Origin of the sequence: Flavobacterium sp. (genome assembly GCF_031411595.1) — a bacterium.
GTDB lineage: Bacteria > Bacteroidota > Bacteroidia > Flavobacteriales > Flavobacteriaceae > Flavobacterium.
The window spans coordinates 14,290-31,920 of the sequence record NZ_JANOBI010000013.1; the positions used below are offsets into that span (position 1 = coordinate 14,290).

Below are 17,631 nucleotides of genomic sequence, written 5' to 3' on the forward strand. Positions count from 1 at the left end.
AATAAAAAAACCTCCAAATTATTGGAGGTTTTTTATTCAATATTATTTGAATTACAACTTACTAATCTTAGTATTCACAACATGATTTCCCGAACGTAAAGTAAACAAATAAACACCCGTTTTCAACGATTGTAAAGGCAATGCGATTTCTTGATTGCCTTGTTCGGATTGCATCGTTTTGCTGTACACTTTTTGACCCATCAAATCAAAAATGGCCAAGTCGATCATTTCTCCGTGGGTATTGTTGAGTTGAATCGTCGTTTTATCGGATACCGGATTTGGGAATATTACTACATCGAATTGTGGTTCAATGTTGCGCGTTACTTTTTTAGTTTCTGTGTAAGCCATTTCACCTTTTTCACTGTATTGCGTCAAACGATAATAAGTAATACCATCATTTTGAGAAGACACATCGGTGGCGGTATAATTATTTGGAAACTGCGAAGTTCCTTTTCCGACTTGTGTTTCCATCAATTCGAAAGCTTCGTTGTCTGTCGATTTTTCTATGGTAAACATTTGGTCATTGCTTTCATGAGTGGTAATCCATTTTAAAACCACTTGCTTCGGTTCTGCTATAGTAAAAAACTCAGCGATTGCACTCGGGTTAGACATCCTTGCAGCATCATTACGGGTATACCAAATGGGTGCGGTAACAATTCTGTTTCCATTAGATTCGGTGATATCGATGTAATAATAACGGGAACTCAAATTCGTTAATGCGGAATGTGTATAAGTAATCGAACCTGAAGTGGTGCTCGTCAGAATCGTGGCATTGCTTCCGCTACCCGACACACCGGAATAGATTTTCAAAGAAGTCACGGCACTCGACGTAGAAGTGGTTACTGTAATTGTTGGTGTTCCCGCAGCTGTTACAATACTTCCGATTGGATTGTTGTTGATTTTAAAAGTAACGTAGGCAGCGCAATCTTCACTGGCATAAAAACGCATCAATCGCATAGAACTTAAAATATCTGCTTCTGTTAATGAAGGCGATAAAACTACCGTTCTTGTAGTCGCCGTATGACCGTGCGTTACGTTATGATTGTCATGATCCATCGTTGGCCCTAAATGATACCCTCGCGACAACATATTGCGGTAAAAACTCAAATACAACATCGGTGAAGGCGGATCGGTATAAGTGGTGTTGGTAGAACTTGAAGGCCCATTTTCAACAGCAGAACCTACAATCGCATCATCAGCAACCGCATCATACGTGCTCATGATTCCGTTATAATCTGCATTGTTTGGATGCGCCAAAGTTGCAAAAGCATTGTTGCCAAATCCGTTGATCGTATTAAACAAACCTGTGGTTCCTGTGTAAACCGATTGTGGCACATAAGTTTGATATTGTCCGGCATCCCAACCCAATAAGTTAGGAACACCGTACACCAAAACGTGACCGCCGCCTGAAATCACACCCCATTCCATACCGTACATCGCCAAAAAAGTTGATGTTGTGGCAGCCGTAGCTTGCGATCTTCCTAATGACCAATTGGCCAACGACATTCCGGCACTCACGTGGTTGTGCTCGCTAATGCCGAGGAAATCCATGCAATTGGCGGTATCTCCATAAGCGAAATCACCTGAAGGCAATCCGGTTCCGTCGCTGTATTCGCTATGCGAGTGGAAATTTCCAAAGTAATAATTCAATGGTGCAGCGATAGTTGTAGAACTTCCTGTTAATGGCGTTGTGGTTTTATACACCGGGCCAGCACTGCAATTCACATTATTCAAAGCAAAAACAGTAATATAATAAGTTGTTGATGGCGTTAATCCTGTAGCGGAAAAACTCGTTGCTGAACTACTACTCACTACTGTAGCATTTCCAAAAACATTGCCTGCGGTATAAGAAGTTCCGTTGGTTGGAGAAGCCGTTAATGATGCTGCTGTACTATAAACAACCAAATAAGCATTGGCAGTCGTTGCCGTAAATGAACCCGAAACAACATTGTGCGTCGGACTGTTAAACACCAAAGCGGTTGGTTGATTCGCAGGTGCTACACATGGCGGCGCTAAAGTCGTAGAACTGCCGCTCAAAGGAGAAGTCGTTTTATAAGCTGGGCCACCTGTGCAACCTACACTATTCAAAGAAAAAACATAAAAATAATAAGTCGTGCTCGAAGACAAACCCGTTGCATTAAAAGAGGTCGATGTTCCTCGGCTTAAAACCGTCGCGTTGCCAAATACATTGCCTATATTATAAACCGTTCCGTTGGTTGGAGAAGCCGTTAGTGACGATGATGTGCTATAAGCAACCAAATATTCATCGGCAGTTGTTGCGGTAAATGAACCTGATAAACTAGTACTCGTTGGACTTCCGAATGTAAGTCCGGTTGGGGAATTTGCCGGAGCTACACAAGCTGTCGACAAATGATAATTCAAACGATTGGCATCACTCGTTCCTGCAGTTTGTACCGTAGCAATTGTAGCGCTACTCCATTGCGCAGGCACATAGGTTGCGGAAGCCGAAGTAACTGCTGTGCTTCTGACATAACTGATATCAGTCGCATTGATTCCAGTACCAAAAGCATCAAGGATATTGCTACTCGCATCGAGCAAAGCCACACCATCATTACCGTTAAAATTGATTACTGCATTACTGGTCATCGCTGCGCTTGCGGCAGTTAGGTATGGAATTTCAGTACCATTTCCTGTATTGCCTATTAGAACCGTGCCGTAAGCCGGAATCGTAACGGTTAGATTGACCGTATTGGTTGGCGCGCCCGTTAAAGCGATATTGCCCGTGCTGCCGGTAACAGCCCACAGCCCAAGTTTGAGTTGCGGCGAAGCGGTGTTGATGGCGGCATTGGTGGTGTTGGTGAGTTCGACCCACTTGTTGGTGCCCGCGCCTTCGTAATATTGTGAGATGATAATTTGTGAAAATGCAGTCTGACCTGTGAATAAAACCAAGCTAAGAATAATAGCCCGTTTTAAGAAAAGTAATGGGTTTTTCATAATGACAACGTTTTGATTTTGTCAAATATATACATTTTTGTATGTCCCGTTAAACATTTCTTAAAAAGTTAATGATATCGTTATGAACATATCGATTTGTTAGGGATTTTTTTACGAAAAGGAGATGTTGGGGTAATGTTGTTACGTTCACGAGATAGTTTTCTTAAAAATTACATTCCTAAAAACTACTATCAATATACAAGGGTATGTATTCGATGACTTAATTTACACTTGGTTAATAACCCACTCAAAACAAATAAAAAACTTTACCCACTTTCTCAAAAACTTTGCGAACTTTGCAGCAAAATCGATACATATGAAAATAATTGTACCTATGGCCGGACGCGGCTCAAGACTAAGACCACATACACTCACCGTTCCCAAACCTTTAATTCCGATTGCGGGAAAACCTATCGTACACCGATTGGTAGAAGACATCGCAGGTGTAATTAACCAAGACATCGAAGAAATTGCTTTCATCATCCATAAAGATTTTGGTACGACAGTCGAAAAAGACTTGATTGCCATCGCAGAAAAACTAGGCTCCAAAGGAACTATATATTACCAAAACGAAGCTTTAGGAACCGCTCACGCCATCATGTGCGCCAAAGAATCTATGACCGGACCGATTGTCGTGGCGTATGCAGACACTTTGTTCCGCGCAGATTTTACATTAGACACTTCTGCCGACAGTGTGATTTGGGTGAAACAAGTTGAAGACCCAAGTGCGTTTGGTGTAGTTCAATTGAATGACAACAACCAAATCGTAGATTTCGTTGAAAAACCTAAAAATTTCGTTTCTGATTTGGCGATTATCGGTATTTATTATTTCAAGTCGGGAGAAACTTTACGCGCTGAATTGCAATATTTATTAGATAATAATGTTGTTAAAGGTGGCGAATACCAACTCACCGACGGTCTTGAAAATATGAAAGTCAAAGGTTTTAAATTCGTTCCCGGAAAAGTGGATGAATGGATGGATTGCGGCAACAAAAACGTCACCGTAGAAACCAATTCAAGAATGTTAGATTTCTTGCATCAAGATGGTGAAAACTTAGTGCATCCGTCTGTAACTATCGAACATTCAACGATTATTCCGCCTTGCTTTATTGGTGAAGATGTGATTTTAATCAATGCTACAGTAGGCCCGAATGTTTCACTTGGCAAAGCTTGTCATGTAAGCGATACGGAAATTAAAAACAGTTTGGTTCAAAACCATTCGCACATCAAAAATGCCAAACTCGACAATGCGATGATTGGAAGTCACGCAAGTTTCGATGGGAATTTCACTAGCATTAGTATTGGTGATTACTCGGTTTTGGAATAATTAACCGCAAAGTACGCAAAGATAAATCGCAAGGTTCGCGAAGAAAATATTTAGAGTGAGAAAAATAATTTTGATATTTCTTTTGATTGGAATGCTATTTCCAAATTTCGTTCTGGCGCAAACCGAACCGGATGCGATTGGTTTGGCTGATGATGCATTTCAAAATGCTTTCTACGAATCGCTGTTGGAAAAAGGCATCGAAAATTACGACAAAGCCATCACGGCATTGGAGAAATGTAAAAAACTACAACCCGACAACGCCGTTGTATATTTCGAAATGGGCAAAAGTTACCTGCCACAAAAAAAATACAAAGACGCTTACGATTCTTTCGAAAAAGCCACGCAAATCGACCCAAAAAACATGTGGTTTTGGGTGGGCATGTATGATGTTTGTTATGAAACCAAAGATTACACTCAAGCCATTGTGATTGTCAATAAACTCATTGAATTTAAAAAAGAATACAAAGAAGATTTGACGTCGCTGTATATGAATACACAGCAATTCGACAAGGCTTTAGATTTGATTAATCAATTGAATTCGACAGTTGGTAAAACAGAATTGCGCGAGAATTATAAGCGACAAATCCTTAGTGTTGCCAAATACCAAACTTCGGAAAAAGACAATTTGATCGATCAGATTAAGAAATATCCCAAAGAAGAATCGAATTATATTGCTTTGATTTTCTTGTATTCCGAAAGCAATCAAGAAGAAAAAGCGATGGAAGTGGCCAAGCAATTGGAAACCGAAATTCCAACTTCGGATTGGGCGCAAGTAAGTTTGTTTAAATTTCATTTGAATAACAACGACGGAAAAAACGCGGTCATTGCGATGAATAAAGCACTCGAAAGCCGTAAGATTGATGACAAAATCAAACACCGCATGCTCAACGAATTTCTGATTTTCGTCAAAGACAAACCCGAATTCGATAAAGATTTAGAAAAAGCGATTTCGTATTTCGACAATGATAAAGACGTTCAGGTAGCGAAAGAAATTGGCAAATTCTATCACAATAAAAAAGATTGGGATCACGCGATTCAGTATTACGAAATGCACCTCAAAAGCCATTCAGACGATATAGAAACCGAATTGTTATTGCTGCAAGTGTATACGGAAAAGCAACAATTTGACGTTGTATCCAAAAAAGCCACTGCGTTTATCGACTTATATCCGTCGCAACCGCAGTTGTATTATTATGTTGGATTGGCGAACAATCAGCTCAAGAATTTCAAAAAAGCCAAAGAATTTCTAGAAATGGGCATGGATTATTTGGTTGATGATGTTGCTTTGGAAATCAATTACAACATTCAATTGGGTGAAGCTTCAGCGGGTTTGGGCGACGTCAAAAAGAAAGAAAGTTATTTTTTGAAAGCCGATAAATTATTAAAAGAAAAAAAATAATGCGCCAATACCGATTTGCTTTTTTTATATTTTTTATAAGTCCATTGACGATTGTTTCTTGCAAATCGAAAGCGGTTCTTCTGTCGGAAGGAAAGGCCAAAGATTTGATTACAGCCGACACGATTATCAAGAAGCATTATCAAAATAAAAAAGATTTTACGACGCTTTATATCAAATCGAGTGCGCATTATGAAGATCCGAATCAAAGTCAAAATGTCACCGCTGAAATCAAAATCAAGAAAGACGAAATCATTTTAATCAGCATTCGTTTCCTCGGAATTACGATGGCCAAAGCATTGATTACGCCGAATGAAGTGAAGTATTATGAAAAAATCAACGGCAATTATTTTGAAGGAGATTATTCGTTATTGAGTCGATGGTTGGGTACTGATTTGGATTTCAATAAAGTGCAAAATTTGCTCATCGGACAAGCACTTGACGATTTGCACAAAGGAAGTTTTACAACATCGATTGAAGATACGTTATACAAACTCGAAGACAATAGCGATGCAAGTACTTCGAAGTCGTATTATTTCGAATCGGGGAAATTTTTAATCAAAAAACAGCAAGTCACGCAAAGTGAAAAAGAACGCACGGTGCAAATTGTTTATCCGAATTTTGGCAATTACAATCAAATGGCGTTGCCGACGAAAATTGTGATTGATGCGATGCAGAAGAAAGGAAAAGTCAATATTGAAATCGATTATAATTCCGTTACCTTCGATGAAGAACTTTCTTTCCCGTATAGCGTTCCTGAAGGATACGAAAGAATTTTTATTAATTAGCCTTGCCTAAATTGAATACTATGTCAAAACGCATTCTAAGTCTTTTATTGGTATTGACGACTTCCTTTTTGTGGAGCCAACCGACCAGTCAACAAGAAAAACTTGAGCAACGTAAAGCGCAAATCTTAAGAGAAATTCAGGAGAAGCAAAACCAACTCGAAAGCGTGCAATCGAAAGAAAAAACGGTGGTCAAAGCGCTTCAAATTCAAACTGAAAAAATTCAGCTCAAACAAAAGTTAATCAACACCACAGAAAAGCAAACCAAGTTGTTGAGTAACGATATGTATATCAATCAAATCAACATCAACCGCCTCAAAAATGAATTGGTGACACTCAAAGAAGATTATGCTGAGATGATTTTGAAGTCATACAAAAGTCGGTCTGAGCAGAGTCGAGCGATGTTTTTATTGTCGTCGCAGAATTTCCTTCAAGCCTACAAACGCGCGCAATACATGAAGCAATACGCGAGTTACCGAAAAACGCAAGGTGAAGAAATTCAAGTAAAATCAAATGAACTCGAAAATTTCAATCAGAAAATCGGCGTTCAAAAAACCCAAAAGCAAAAGCTCATTGAAGAAAATGAAAAAGAGCGAATGACTTTAGAAAAAGAAAAACTCGTGCAACAAGAGTTGGCACAATCGATTAAAAAAGACAAAAAACAAATCGTTGCCGAGATTAAGAAAAAGCAACAGGAAACACGCAACATCGACAATCAGATTCAAAAATTATTGAAAGCTGCGATTGCTGCTGCTAATAAAAAAACCGCTTCTGCTGTGGCTAAAGCAAATCCTAAAACGACAACCGCCGCTGAAACCAAAGCAACAGAAACTTCGACCAAAATCGTGTTGACATCCGAAGGGCAATTAATCGCCAATAATTTCAGAGCCAATAAAGGAAAATTACCTTGGCCTGTGGAGAAAGGATTTGTTTCGTTGGGTTACGGCGATCAACCGCATCCGATATATAAAACCTTGATTGTGCACAACAGCGGCGTTGAAATCACGACCGATCAAGGTGCTAGTGCTAGAGCTGTTTTTGGCGGTGAAGTCATTAGTGTTATGGTGTTATCGCCTGTAAATAAAGCCGTGATGATTCAACATGGTGATTATTTTACTGTTTATCAAAACCTCAGCAGCGTGAGTGTGAGTAAAGGCGACAAAGTTTCGATTAAACAAAATATAGGTCGCATCAGAACCAATGGTGATTCGGGAAAAACGGTGTTGAAGTTTACGATTTCACAAAACACAACCTACAACAATCCATCGACGTGGTTGTTTAATATGTAATTCATTATGAAAAAAATTTTACTTGTTTTTGTTTGTATTCTACAATACTCTGTGACTTTTTCACAAGCATTAAACGGCCCCGAAAGTATCGAATGGGACGAAGCCAATACGCGTTGGCTCATTGGAAATAAAGGAAACGGAACCATTCTCGCTAGAAGCGAAAGCGGCACTTTGAGCAATTTTGTGACCGCTATTCCTTCTGGGCCATATGGCATTGAGATTCTAGGCGATGTTTTATATTCGTGTGAAGGCGGATTCATCCGAGGTTATAATTTGACTTCGGGTAGCATTGTTTTTACGCTCAATCTGAACGCGACTTTTTTGAATGGAATTACATCTGACGGCAGTAACTTTTTATACGCAACAGACTTCACAGCGAAGAAGATTTTTAAAATCGATGTCAATGCACTTTCGTTTACAACAATCGCTTCGGGACTTGCCAAAACCCCTAACGGAATTATATATGACGGTGAAAACAATCGCTGTGTGTATGTGACTTGGGGAACCAATGCGCCAATCATGGCTATCAATTTAACGACCAATGCGACTTCAACGGTATTAGCAACAACGCTTAGCAATTGCGATGGTATTACAAGAGACAGCTGTGGGAATTATTATGTTTCTTCGTGGGGAAATAATCGACTTAATAAATTTGATGCTTCGTTAACCGGAACGCATACCGTGCTTCCAACAGTGTTAAGCAGTCCTGCGGATTTGGATTGTAAGTTTGGTGCAACGAATGATATTATTGGCAATACCAATGCAAACAATACCATCACACTAACCTCGATTGATCTTCCGATTGCGGTCATTGTTTATGGCAATGTTACTTTGACTACGACTACCACTTTTCAATCGTATCAATGGTATTTGGAAGGTGTATTAATCGATGGTGCAACAGAACAAACTTATGTACCAACAATACAAGGTGATTATTATTGCGTTGTTACTCAAAATAATTGTTCCGCACAATCTAATGTTATTACGGCTCCGTTCTTAAGCAACGGTTCGTTTGAGTCATCAAAAAATGAAATCCAATTGTATCCGAATCCAAGTAGCGATATAATTACTGTTTCTTTTAATGGGAATTTTGATGGGAATTACACCGTCATAAATTCATTAGGACAAATCGTTTTAACAGGAAAAGGAAATACGGCAACCGAAAAGTCATTGAAGATTTCGGTTTCAAATTTAAAAACCGGTCATTATATTTTGCAAATGAAGATTGATGGCGTGATGCAGAATATCAAGTTTTTGAAGAATTAATTTTCTCGCAAAAACGCAGAGCCGCCAAGTATTCAATTGATTTTTTTCTTTGCGCCTTCGGTCTTTGCGAGCCATTTTTTACTCAAACAAAGCTTTCAATTCAGTCGCTTCACTAGGTTTCATTTTTCCCGCCAACACCAAACTCAATTGTTTTCTTCGCAAGGCAGCTTCGAAACGTTCGTGCTCTAATTCCGTTTCCGGAACTACTGGCGGAACTTCAACCGGTCTTCCCATATCATCAACGGCAACAAACGTATAAATTGCTTCATTGGCTTTGCTTCTAATTCCTGATTCGCGGTCTTCTACCCAAACATCAAGAAAAATTTCCATCGAACTTTTGAAACTTCTCGACACTTTGGCTTCCACAGTCACAACACTTCCCAAAGGAATGGCCCTATTAAAAGCGACGTGATTCACAGAAGCTGTTACAGTAATTCTTCGAGAATGTCTTCTGGCAGCAATACTTGCGGCTCGGTCCATTCGTGCTAACAATTCACCACCAAAAAGATTGTTCAATGGATTGGTTTCACTCGGCAAAACCAAATCAGTCAAGATGGTTAATGATTCTGAAGGATGTTTCGGATGCATGTTTTTTTTTTGCAAAGATAATCACAAGACATAAAAAATCCCGTGCGTTACGGGATATATTTTAAAGTGCTTTTACAAGCAACCAAGCGTCGGGGTTGGTTTCATGAATTTTAGTCATGGCTTCCTGTGCTTCAGCATTTGTGGCATAACTGCCGTATAAAACCGGAAACAATCCGTGTTTGTTGGGCGCTATGCGACGTGCTTTAAATCCTGATTTTAATAAGTCGTTGTATACGTTTTGGGCGTTTTCTTCATTTCTGAAAGCGCCGGCCACAATATGATACGATAGTTTTTCTGAGGTAACGGTAAGCGTTACTGTAGGCAGTGTATTATCGATTAAGAATGTAGCTTCCTGAATTTTATTTTGTACTTGTTTTTGCACCGCCGTTTCAACCAATAAAGTTTCTTGATCGATATGGTCTTGATACAATTTAAAGCCTATAGAACCTGTTGCGGACAATGCCAAAACAATAATCGCTGCGTATTTTAAATAACTGCGCTTTTTTCTAACTTCGGGCTCAAAAGCTATAGTTTCTTTTTCTTCAACAGCAACTTCTTCAACGAATTCTTCTTTGTAGAAAGTTTCCGCTTCTTGTTTGTATTGCTCTCTTTTTATCGCCGGCGAAACAAACGAATTCAATCCGAATGATTCTTTGAGATAATTGATATTTTCCGATGGTGTAAACACTAAGTTCTTTTCGGAGTTTAATGAAAGTTCCCCAATGTTTTTTAAAGTAAATTTCTCGTTTACCTGAAGAATCGAATTCCAAATCACTACTTCACTTTCTATCGAAGCAACAGCATTTTCGTAGGTAGATTTTTCAATCTGAGCAATATGATTCGCGAGCAATCCATCATTGTTTTTCAAATGCGAATTGAATGAAATGACTTTTTTCGGTGGGTAAAACGAATTGGTGTTTTCATGCAAATGTGCCGATTGTATTTCGGTTAAAAACGCTCCGAAACCAGGAACGGTTACACATTGATGGCGGTATAAAAGCTGTGAAATATAATGCTCGATTTTCATAGCAACAAAGTTATACAATCGCAAATAGTGGCAAAATTTTATTCACAATTTTTATTAACATATGCGATAAATTTTATACTTTTCAGTTTCAAACAGTTACTATGCGCCACGAAGATTTATTTTATGTATTAGCCTTGCTAAAAGTAGAAGGTGTGGGCGATATCGTCGCCAAAAAATTACTGACACACTTCGAAGAACCCGCTTTGATTTTTAAAACAAAAGCTTCTCGATTGACCGCCATTGATGGCATTGGAAACTTTTTATTGCAAAAACTCAAAGATAAAACCATTTTTCAAAAAGCCGAAGCCGAACTGCTTTTTATTGAAAAAAACGCCATCGATGTTTCTTATTTCTTAGATGAAAATTATCCCGATCGCCTCAAACATTGCGTCGATGGGCCGGTGTTGCTTTTCTCATCGGGCAACATTCATTTAAAGAACAGAAAAATCATCAGCATCGTCGGAACGCGACAAATCACTTCTTACGGAATGGATTTTTGCAAAAACCTCATCACAGATTTAGCACCGTTAAATCCTGTAATCGTGAGTGGTTTTGCTTACGGTGTCGACATTGTTGCGCATCAAGCAGCGCTAGAAAATCAATTGCAAACGGTTGGTGTTTTAGCGCATGGGTTGAATCAGATCTATCCCAAAACACATAAAAAATACGTTCACAAAATAGCAGAAAACGGAGGGTTTTTGACAGAATTTTGGAGTACATCAAGTCCCGAAAGAGAAAATTTCATTCGAAGAAATCGCATCGTAGCCGGAATTTCTGAAGCGACCATTGTCATTGAATCTGCCGACAAAGGCGGTTCGTTAATCACTGCAAACGTAGCCAACGATTACAACCGCGATGTTTTTGCTGTGCCGGGTAGGGCTTCCGATAAATACAGTCAAGGTTGCAACAATTTAATCAAAACCCAAAAAGCACAATTGCTCACGAGCGCTGCCGATTTGATTTATCATTTGAATTGGGATTTGGAAACAAAATCGAAACCCATACAAAAACAATTGTTCGTTACCCTTGATGATGATGAACAAAAAGTATATGATTTCCTTTTAAAAAACGGCAAAGAAATGCTCGACTACATTGCACTCGAATGCGATTTTCCGATATTCAGAATTTCAGGAATTTTATTGAATATGGAACTCAAAGGTGTCATTCGACCATTGCCGGGAAAATACTTTGAGGCCATTTAATATTAGCCCCGAAATCCTAATTTCTCTCGAACTCGACTCAAAACACCATTTGCAATAGCTTGTGCTTTTGTTGCGCCTTTGAGCAAAGCTTCTTCTATTTCGGGTAAATTATTCATGTAATGGTTGTATGTTTCGCGCTCGGTTTTGAATTTTTCCACAATCAATTCAAACAAAGCTTGTTTCGCATGACCATAACCATAATCACGATTGACATTCAAATAATTTTGAGCCATCTTTTTGATTTGCTCTTCGTTGGCAAGCAATTTATAAATCGCAAAAATTTTACACGTTTCCGTATTTTTAGGTTCTTCCAAAGGCGTACTGTCAGTTTCGATAGACATCACTTGTTTGCGCAACGCTTTATCATCTAAAAAAATATTGATGATGTTGTTGGCTGATTTGCTCATTTTTCCGCCATTGGTTCCAGGAACCAACATCTTCTGTTGATCAATTTTAGCTTCTGGCAACACAAAAGTTTCTCCCATTTGATAATTGAATCGAGAGGCCACATCACGAGCAAATTCAATATGTTGCAATTGGTCTTTCCCGACTGGAACAAATTCTGCATCATACAGTAAAATATCAGCCGCCATGAGCATTGGATACACAAATATACCCGCATTAACATCACTTAACCGATCGGCTTTGTCTTTGAAAGAATGCGCCAATGTTAAACGCTGATAAGGAAAAAAACAAGTCAAATACCAAGCTAATTCGGCTGTTTGTGTCACATCAGATTGTCGGTAGAAAATAACCCTGTCGATATTTAACCCACAGGCTAACCAAGCAGCAGCAGTACTGTAGGTGTTGTTGCACAGTAGATCTCCGTCTTTAATTTGAGTAATCGAATGTAAATCGGCTATAAAAAGAAACGACTCGTTTTTAGGATCATTCGACAATTCAATCGCCGGAATAATCGCTCCGAGTAAATTTCCTAAATGCGGCGTTCCTGTACTTTGAATGCCTGTAAGTATTTTGGACATGTCTAACTAAATTTTGGTAAAGGTAAATGATTTGATAAAAATAAGGATTGAATTCTTACTTTTGAGGGAATGAAAATATTTAAAATTATTTTTTGGACGCTTTGGCGCATCTGGTTCTACATAATGATGGGAGTTCCAATTATCATTATGTTTCCTTTTCTGTTGGTTTCGATTCTTAAAGAAACTTGGTATCCGTATTTTTTTGTGATGGCGCGGATTTGGGCCAAATTTATTCTGTTTGCTTCAGGTTTTTATTATAAAGTGGATTCGGAGTACGAAATCGAAATGAACAAAAGCTATATGTTCGTCGCCAACCACACATCGATGACCGACATTATGTTGACGCTTGCCGTGGTTCGAAATCCGTTTGTTTTTGTCGGAAAAAAAGAATTGGCCAAGATTCCGTTGTTTGGATTTTTCTACAAACGCACTTGCATTTTAGTCGATAGAAACAGCACAAGAAGTCGCATGGAAGTTTTCAACAGAGCCGAAAAACGATTGAATCAAGGCATGAGCATTTGTATTTTTCCCGAAGGCGGCGTTCCGAATAACGAATCGATTTTACTCGATGAATTCAAAGACGGGGCTTTCCGCTTAGCGATTGAACATCAAATTCCGATTGTGCCGTTGACATTCATGGATAACAAAAAAAGATTCTCTTATACTTTTTTTAGTGGTGGCCCAGGTTTGATGCGGGTTGTCATTCACCAACTTATTCCTACCATTGGCAAAACCATTGAAAACAAAAAAGACATCAAGCAAGTAAAAGAACAAGTCAGAAGTGTCATTCACAACCAACTTTTAAAAGCATAAAAAAACCCGAACGAATCGGGTTTAATATAACACGGATTTTACAGATTATCACGGATTTAATCTGTGCTAATCCGTGAAATCCGTATTAACTTTTTTAAGCTTCTTTTTCTTTAATAAAAGCTTTAATCTTTTGTTCAATTTCATCAGCCAATTCCGGGTTGTCTTTGATCAATACTTTAACAGCATCGCGGCCTTGACCTAATTTGGTTTCTCCATAACTGAACCATGAACCCGCTTTTTTGATGATTTCAAATTCAACCGCCAAGTCTAAAATCTCTCCGGTTTTGGAAACACCTTCTCCATACATAATATCAAATTCTGCAGTTTTGAATGGTGGTGCTACTTTGTTTTTCACGACTTTCACTTTGGTTCTGTTTCCAATCACATTATCGCCATCTTTGATTTGTGACGAACGACGAATATCCAAACGGATTGATGCGTAGAATTTTAATGCATTTCCACCGGTTGTAGTTTCAGGATTTCCGAACATTACGCCAATTTTTTCTCTCAATTGGTTGATGAAGAAAACCGTACAATTGGTTTTGCTGATGGTTCCTGTTAGTTTTCTCAACGCTTGCGACATCAAACGCGCGTGTAATCCCATTTTCGAATCACCCATTTCGCCTTCAATTTCACTTTTCGGAGTTAATGCCGCCACTGAGTCGATGACAACAATATCAATCGCACCGGAACGAATTAAGTTTTCGGTGATTTCTAAAGCTTGTTCACCGTTATCAGGTTGCGAGATGATTAAATTTTCTACATCAACGCCTAATTTTTCTGCGTAATTTCTGTCGAAAGCATGTTCAGCATCGATAAAAGCAGCAATGCCCCCAGCTTTTTGAGCTTCAGCAATGGCGTGTAATGTCAAAGTGGTTTTACCAGAAGATTCTGGTCCGTAGATTTCAATGATTCTTCCTTTTGGATAACCGTTGACGCCTAACGCCAAATCTAAACCTAATGATCCTGAAGAAATGGTTTCTACTTCTTCAACGGCTTTGTCGCCCATTTTCATTACGGTTCCTTTTCCGTAGGTTTTGTCGAGTTTGTCGAGTGTAAGTTGTAATGCTTTTAATTTCGATTCTTTTTCTGAACTCATCTTTTCCTTCATTTATATTGCACTTATTTTTCGTAAAAATAGTTCTTTTTTCCCAAGTGACAAGAGCAGATTTTAGGGATTATTAAAATGTTATGAGCATTATTATTTTGGTGAAATAGACTCAATTAATTGTTGTCATTTTTCAATATTGCCGCCCATTTTTTAAACTTTTCGATGTCTTTCAAATGGAAGAAAGTTTGCGCCATATCAAGCGCGATGTCTCTTTTTTGGATTTCATTATCACAAAGCGACAGGCCTTTTTCATATGCTTTTTCGGCATCTTCAATCTTTTCAATTTTCAAAAGTGCGTAGCCCAATTCGCGGTACAACATATAATTATAATCATCATATTGTAAAGCCAAATTTAAAACCGCTATTGCTTTTTCATAGTCGGCAATTGCATTGAAAGCAAACGACAATTCGAAAGCCAAATTTTTAGTTTTAGGTTTTTTGGCAAATGCCTTTTTTAAAAAAGGAATCGCCAAATCGCTTTTGCCGACAGCGTTATATTGATAGCCAATAAGCACTAAGTCATCGGTTGATTTTTCTATTGAATCAAACACTTTCAACCATTGTGGCTTTTCCGGTAAATGCATTTTTTCGATGTCATTCGCACTAAGCAAATAAACCAAAGGCGTCATTTTATCTAAAGTGGTTTTTATAATGTTTGCGGTGGTTGAATTTACAATCCATTCCTTATTATTTATTGTGATTGTATTTTCACAAAACAATGTAAAACCCATAATTTCATCCAAATAAACATAACCTAATAAGTAAGTACTATCCGTTGCTTTTTCGGGCAAAACAACCCAATGGTCTACGGCGTTAAAATAATCTGTATCGAAAATAATATTGGGTTGTTTGCAATTTTGCCCTAAAATAAAAGTCGAATAAAAAAAAAGTGTCGATAGTATAAAAAGTTTTTTTGGCATAAATTCATCTGAATGATTTGTTATTCTATATCAAACCTAAAGATTAAAAAAACAAGGCTTCTGTAGATTTTCTAGAGGATTTGTTAATTTTTAATTTTTTGCGGTTTAATGGATTGAATTCAAAGGCATTTCAAACTTAAAAACACAAAAAAAATGCTTACTTTTGGCAAAATTTTTTTGAATGGAAAAAATCATATCATATCCAATATCCGCGGTAGCTATGCTGTTGTTTTTATTGTTGTTGGTTATTTTTCATCCGATTCAATGGATTTGCTTTAATGTTTTCGGATACCAAGCGCATAAAAAAAGTGTCGATTATTTGAATGTCTGTTTGCTTCGAATGGCGCATATTTTAGGCACCACATACAAAATAGAAAATCGAGAAGTTATTCCCGAAAATGTGCCTTTAATTATGGTCGCCAACCATCAAAGTTTGTATGACATCATTGGCATCATTTGGTTTTTGAGAAAATTTCATCCAAAATTTGTCAGCAAAAAAGAATTGTCGAAAGGCATTCCGAGTATTTCATATAATTTACGTCATGGCGGTTCGGCGCTCATCGACAGAAAAGATCCAAAACAAGCATTGCCGGCAATTAAACAAATGGCAGAATATATCGAATTGCACCATCGTACAGCCGTAATATTTCCCGAAGGAACACGAAGCAAAACCGGAAAACCAAAAGAGTTTGCGCATAGTGGATTGAAGATTTTATGCAAATATGCACCATCGGCTTTTGTGGTGCCGATCACGATCAATAATTCATGGAAATTTGTTAAGTTTGGCTTTTTTCCTTTTGGTTTGGGAAATCGCCTTACCTTTACCGTTCATAAGCCAATGGCAGTCAAAGATTTCTCGTTTGATGAATTGATGGCGAAAACAGAAGCAACAATAGTAAATTCAATAATATAAATAAAGATTCGGTACTTGGATGTTATCCCAATCCTCAATCTAAAATCCTATTTAATAATGTCTATAAAGAATATTCGTCTAGAAGTCATGCAGTTTCTAGAAAACAAAGTTGATGGTTTCATGGATCAATACCTGATTCCGGTAGAAAAAATATGGCAACCATCGGACTTTTTACCCAATTCTGAAAGCGATACTTTTTTTGAAGAAGTCAAAGAATTGCGCGAATTGGCGAAAGATTTACCCTACGATTTTTGGGTAGCGATGGTCGGCGATACGATTACCGAAGAAGCTTTACCAACCTATGAATCTTGGTTGATGGATGTGGAAGGCGTTGATAATGTAGAAAGAAATGCTTGGTCGAAATGGGTGCGTCAATGGACTGGTGAAGAAAACCGTCACGGTGATGTGCTTAATAAATATTTGTATTTATCGGGGCGTGTCAATATGCGTGAAGTTGAAATGACGACACAACATCTAATTTCTGACGGATTCGATATCGGAACCGGACGTGATCCTTACAAAAATTTCGTCTACACTTCATTTCAGGAGTTGGCAACTTACATTTCACACAACCGCGTTTCGCAATTGGCAAAAAGTTACGGCGATAACAAATTATCGAAAATGTGCAAAATGATTGCAGGCGATGAAATGCGCCACCATCATGCCTATAGCGAGTTTGTGACTCAGATTTTTAAAGTCGACCCAAGTGAAATGATGCTTGCTTTCAATCACATGATGCGCAACAAAATCACAATGCCTGCCGGATTTTTGAGAGAATCTGGAGAAAAAATCAGTTCTGCTTTTGAACAATTCTCCAATTCAGCGCAACGTATCGGCGTTTATACCGCCAATGATTATGTTGATATCATGCAAAAGCTAATTGAGCGTTGGGAAGTAGATAAGCTTTCTGGTCTGACAGATGAAGCGGAAAAAGCAAGAGATTATCTAATGAAACTTCCGGCAAGAATGGCAAAAGTTTCTGAAAGATTAGTCATTCCTGCTGAGTCAACAATCTTCAAATGGGTTGAACCCGCTTTGATTAGATAATAGAAAAAA

The 17,631-nt window shown here is 38.3% G+C and carries 15 protein-coding genes; 9 read left to right on the plus strand and 6 right to left on the minus strand.

Annotated elements, in window-relative coordinates; all coding sequences use genetic code 11:
- Nucleotides 1-51: 51 nt before the first annotated feature.
- Complete coding sequence (locus tag RMO03_RS02405; RefSeq protein WP_309640487.1) at nucleotides 52-2,955, minus strand: CehA/McbA family metallohydrolase; 2,904 nt, start codon at nucleotides 2,953-2,955, stop codon at nucleotides 52-54.
- Nucleotides 2,956-3,271: 316 nt separating this feature from the next.
- Between RMO03_RS02405 and RMO03_RS02410 the strand changes: the two genes are divergently transcribed.
- From RMO03_RS02410 to RMO03_RS02430, 5 genes are read left to right on the plus strand one after another with little or no spacing between them, the layout of a single operon-like run.
- Nucleotides 3,272-4,282 carry a sugar phosphate nucleotidyltransferase gene (locus RMO03_RS02410; RefSeq protein WP_309640488.1) on the plus strand — a complete coding sequence of 337 codons (1,011 nt, stop codon included), beginning with the start codon at nucleotides 3,272-3,274 and terminating at the stop codon, nucleotides 4,280-4,282.
- Nucleotides 4,283-4,337: 55 nt separating this feature from the next.
- Nucleotides 4,338-5,681, plus strand: a complete 1,344-nt coding sequence (locus RMO03_RS02415) for a tetratricopeptide repeat protein (RefSeq protein ID WP_309640489.1) — start codon at nucleotides 4,338-4,340, stop codon at nucleotides 5,679-5,681.
- Nucleotides 5,681-6,466: a DUF4292 domain-containing protein gene (locus RMO03_RS02420; RefSeq protein WP_309640490.1), complete on the plus strand. Its 786-nt coding sequence runs from the start codon at nucleotides 5,681-5,683 to the stop codon at nucleotides 6,464-6,466. The genes RMO03_RS02415 and RMO03_RS02420 overlap by 1 nt, the downstream gene beginning before the upstream one ends.
- A gap of 20 nt (nucleotides 6,467-6,486) precedes the next feature.
- Nucleotides 6,487-7,752: a peptidoglycan DD-metalloendopeptidase family protein gene (locus RMO03_RS02425; RefSeq protein ID WP_309640491.1), complete on the plus strand. Its 1,266-nt coding sequence runs from the start codon at nucleotides 6,487-6,489 to the stop codon at nucleotides 7,750-7,752.
- 6 nt (nucleotides 7,753-7,758) lie between these two features.
- Nucleotides 7,759-9,018 carry a T9SS type A sorting domain-containing protein gene (locus RMO03_RS02430; RefSeq protein WP_309640492.1) on the plus strand — a complete coding sequence of 420 codons (1,260 nt, stop codon included), beginning with the start codon at nucleotides 7,759-7,761 and terminating at the stop codon, nucleotides 9,016-9,018.
- A 78-nt stretch (nucleotides 9,019-9,096) separates the two neighbouring features.
- Here RMO03_RS02430 and RMO03_RS02435 read toward each other — a convergent pair whose 3' ends face one another.
- Both RMO03_RS02435 and RMO03_RS02440 read right to left on the minus strand, forming a co-directional pair.
- The gene (locus RMO03_RS02435) at nucleotides 9,097-9,606 is read right to left on the minus strand and encodes an acyl-CoA thioesterase (protein WP_309640493.1); all 510 of its coding nucleotides are present in this window, start codon (nucleotides 9,604-9,606) and stop codon (nucleotides 9,097-9,099) included.
- 61 nt (nucleotides 9,607-9,667) lie between these two features.
- Complete coding sequence (locus RMO03_RS02440) at nucleotides 9,668-10,633, minus strand: SPOR domain-containing protein (protein WP_309640494.1); 966 nt, start codon at nucleotides 10,631-10,633, stop codon at nucleotides 9,668-9,670.
- A gap of 101 nt (nucleotides 10,634-10,734) precedes the next feature.
- Here RMO03_RS02440 and dprA point away from each other — a divergent pair, with 101 nt between their 5' ends.
- Nucleotides 10,735-11,835 carry a DNA-processing protein DprA gene (gene dprA, locus RMO03_RS02445; RefSeq protein ID WP_309640495.1) on the plus strand — a complete coding sequence of 367 codons (1,101 nt, stop codon included), beginning with the start codon at nucleotides 10,735-10,737 and terminating at the stop codon, nucleotides 11,833-11,835.
- A 2-nt stretch (nucleotides 11,836-11,837) separates the two neighbouring features.
- Here dprA and trpS read toward each other — a convergent pair whose 3' ends face one another.
- Complete coding sequence (gene trpS, locus RMO03_RS02450) at nucleotides 11,838-12,818, minus strand: tryptophan--tRNA ligase (protein WP_309640496.1); 981 nt, start codon at nucleotides 12,816-12,818, stop codon at nucleotides 11,838-11,840.
- Between the two features lie 69 nt (nucleotides 12,819-12,887).
- Here trpS and RMO03_RS02455 point away from each other — a divergent pair, with 69 nt between their 5' ends.
- Entirely contained in the window at nucleotides 12,888-13,631 is a 744-nt protein-coding gene (locus RMO03_RS02455) for a lysophospholipid acyltransferase family protein (RefSeq protein ID WP_309640497.1), read from the plus strand.
- A 94-nt stretch (nucleotides 13,632-13,725) separates the two neighbouring features.
- On the opposite strand, the gene recA is transcribed toward RMO03_RS02455, so the two are convergent.
- Nucleotides 13,726-14,730: a recombinase RecA gene (gene recA / locus RMO03_RS02460; protein ID WP_309640498.1), complete on the minus strand. Its 1,005-nt coding sequence runs from the start codon at nucleotides 14,728-14,730 to the stop codon at nucleotides 13,726-13,728.
- A gap of 125 nt (nucleotides 14,731-14,855) precedes the next feature.
- A complete protein-coding gene (locus RMO03_RS02465) occupies nucleotides 14,856-15,662 on the minus strand; it encodes a hypothetical protein (RefSeq protein WP_309640499.1) in 807 nt (268 codons plus the stop codon).
- Between the two features lie 181 nt (nucleotides 15,663-15,843).
- On the opposite strand from RMO03_RS02465, the gene RMO03_RS02470 reads away from it, so the two are divergent.
- Together RMO03_RS02470 and RMO03_RS02475 are read left to right on the plus strand one after the other, a co-directional pair.
- Complete coding sequence (locus tag RMO03_RS02470) at nucleotides 15,844-16,575, plus strand: lysophospholipid acyltransferase family protein (protein WP_309640500.1); 732 nt, start codon at nucleotides 15,844-15,846, stop codon at nucleotides 16,573-16,575.
- A 57-nt stretch (nucleotides 16,576-16,632) separates the two neighbouring features.
- A complete protein-coding gene (locus RMO03_RS02475; RefSeq protein ID WP_309640501.1) occupies nucleotides 16,633-17,622 on the plus strand; it encodes an acyl-ACP desaturase in 990 nt (329 codons plus the stop codon).
- Nucleotides 17,623-17,631 lie beyond the last annotated feature (9 nt).

Coding starts and splice junctions, on each gene's coding strand:
- RMO03_RS02405 (WP_309640487.1), bottom strand. CDS start 2,955: ATGAAAAACCCATTACTTTTCTTAAAACGGGCTATTATTCTTAGCTTG.
- RMO03_RS02410 (WP_309640488.1), top strand. CDS start 3,272: ATGAAAATAATTGTACCTATGGCCGGACGCGGCTCAAGACTAAGACCA.
- RMO03_RS02420 (WP_309640490.1), top strand. CDS start 5,681: ATGCGCCAATACCGATTTGCTTTTTTTATATTTTTTATAAGTCCATTG.
- RMO03_RS02425 (WP_309640491.1), top strand. CDS start 6,487: ATGTCAAAACGCATTCTAAGTCTTTTATTGGTATTGACGACTTCCTTT.
- RMO03_RS02430 (WP_309640492.1), top strand. CDS start 7,759: ATGAAAAAAATTTTACTTGTTTTTGTTTGTATTCTACAATACTCTGTG.
- RMO03_RS02435 (WP_309640493.1), bottom strand. CDS start 9,606: ATGCATCCGAAACATCCTTCAGAATCATTAACCATCTTGACTGATTTG.
- RMO03_RS02440 (WP_309640494.1), bottom strand. CDS start 10,633: ATGAAAATCGAGCATTATATTTCACAGCTTTTATACCGCCATCAATGT.
- dprA (WP_309640495.1), top strand. CDS start 10,735: ATGCGCCACGAAGATTTATTTTATGTATTAGCCTTGCTAAAAGTAGAA.
- trpS (WP_309640496.1), bottom strand. CDS start 12,818: ATGTCCAAAATACTTACAGGCATTCAAAGTACAGGAACGCCGCATTTA.
- RMO03_RS02455 (WP_309640497.1), top strand. CDS start 12,888: ATGAAAATATTTAAAATTATTTTTTGGACGCTTTGGCGCATCTGGTTC.
- recA (WP_309640498.1), bottom strand. CDS start 14,730: ATGAGTTCAGAAAAAGAATCGAAATTAAAAGCATTACAACTTACACTC.
- RMO03_RS02465 (WP_309640499.1), bottom strand. CDS start 15,662: ATGCCAAAAAAACTTTTTATACTATCGACACTTTTTTTTTATTCGACT.
- RMO03_RS02470 (WP_309640500.1), top strand. CDS start 15,844: ATGGAAAAAATCATATCATATCCAATATCCGCGGTAGCTATGCTGTTG.
- RMO03_RS02475 (WP_309640501.1), top strand. CDS start 16,633: ATGTCTATAAAGAATATTCGTCTAGAAGTCATGCAGTTTCTAGAAAAC.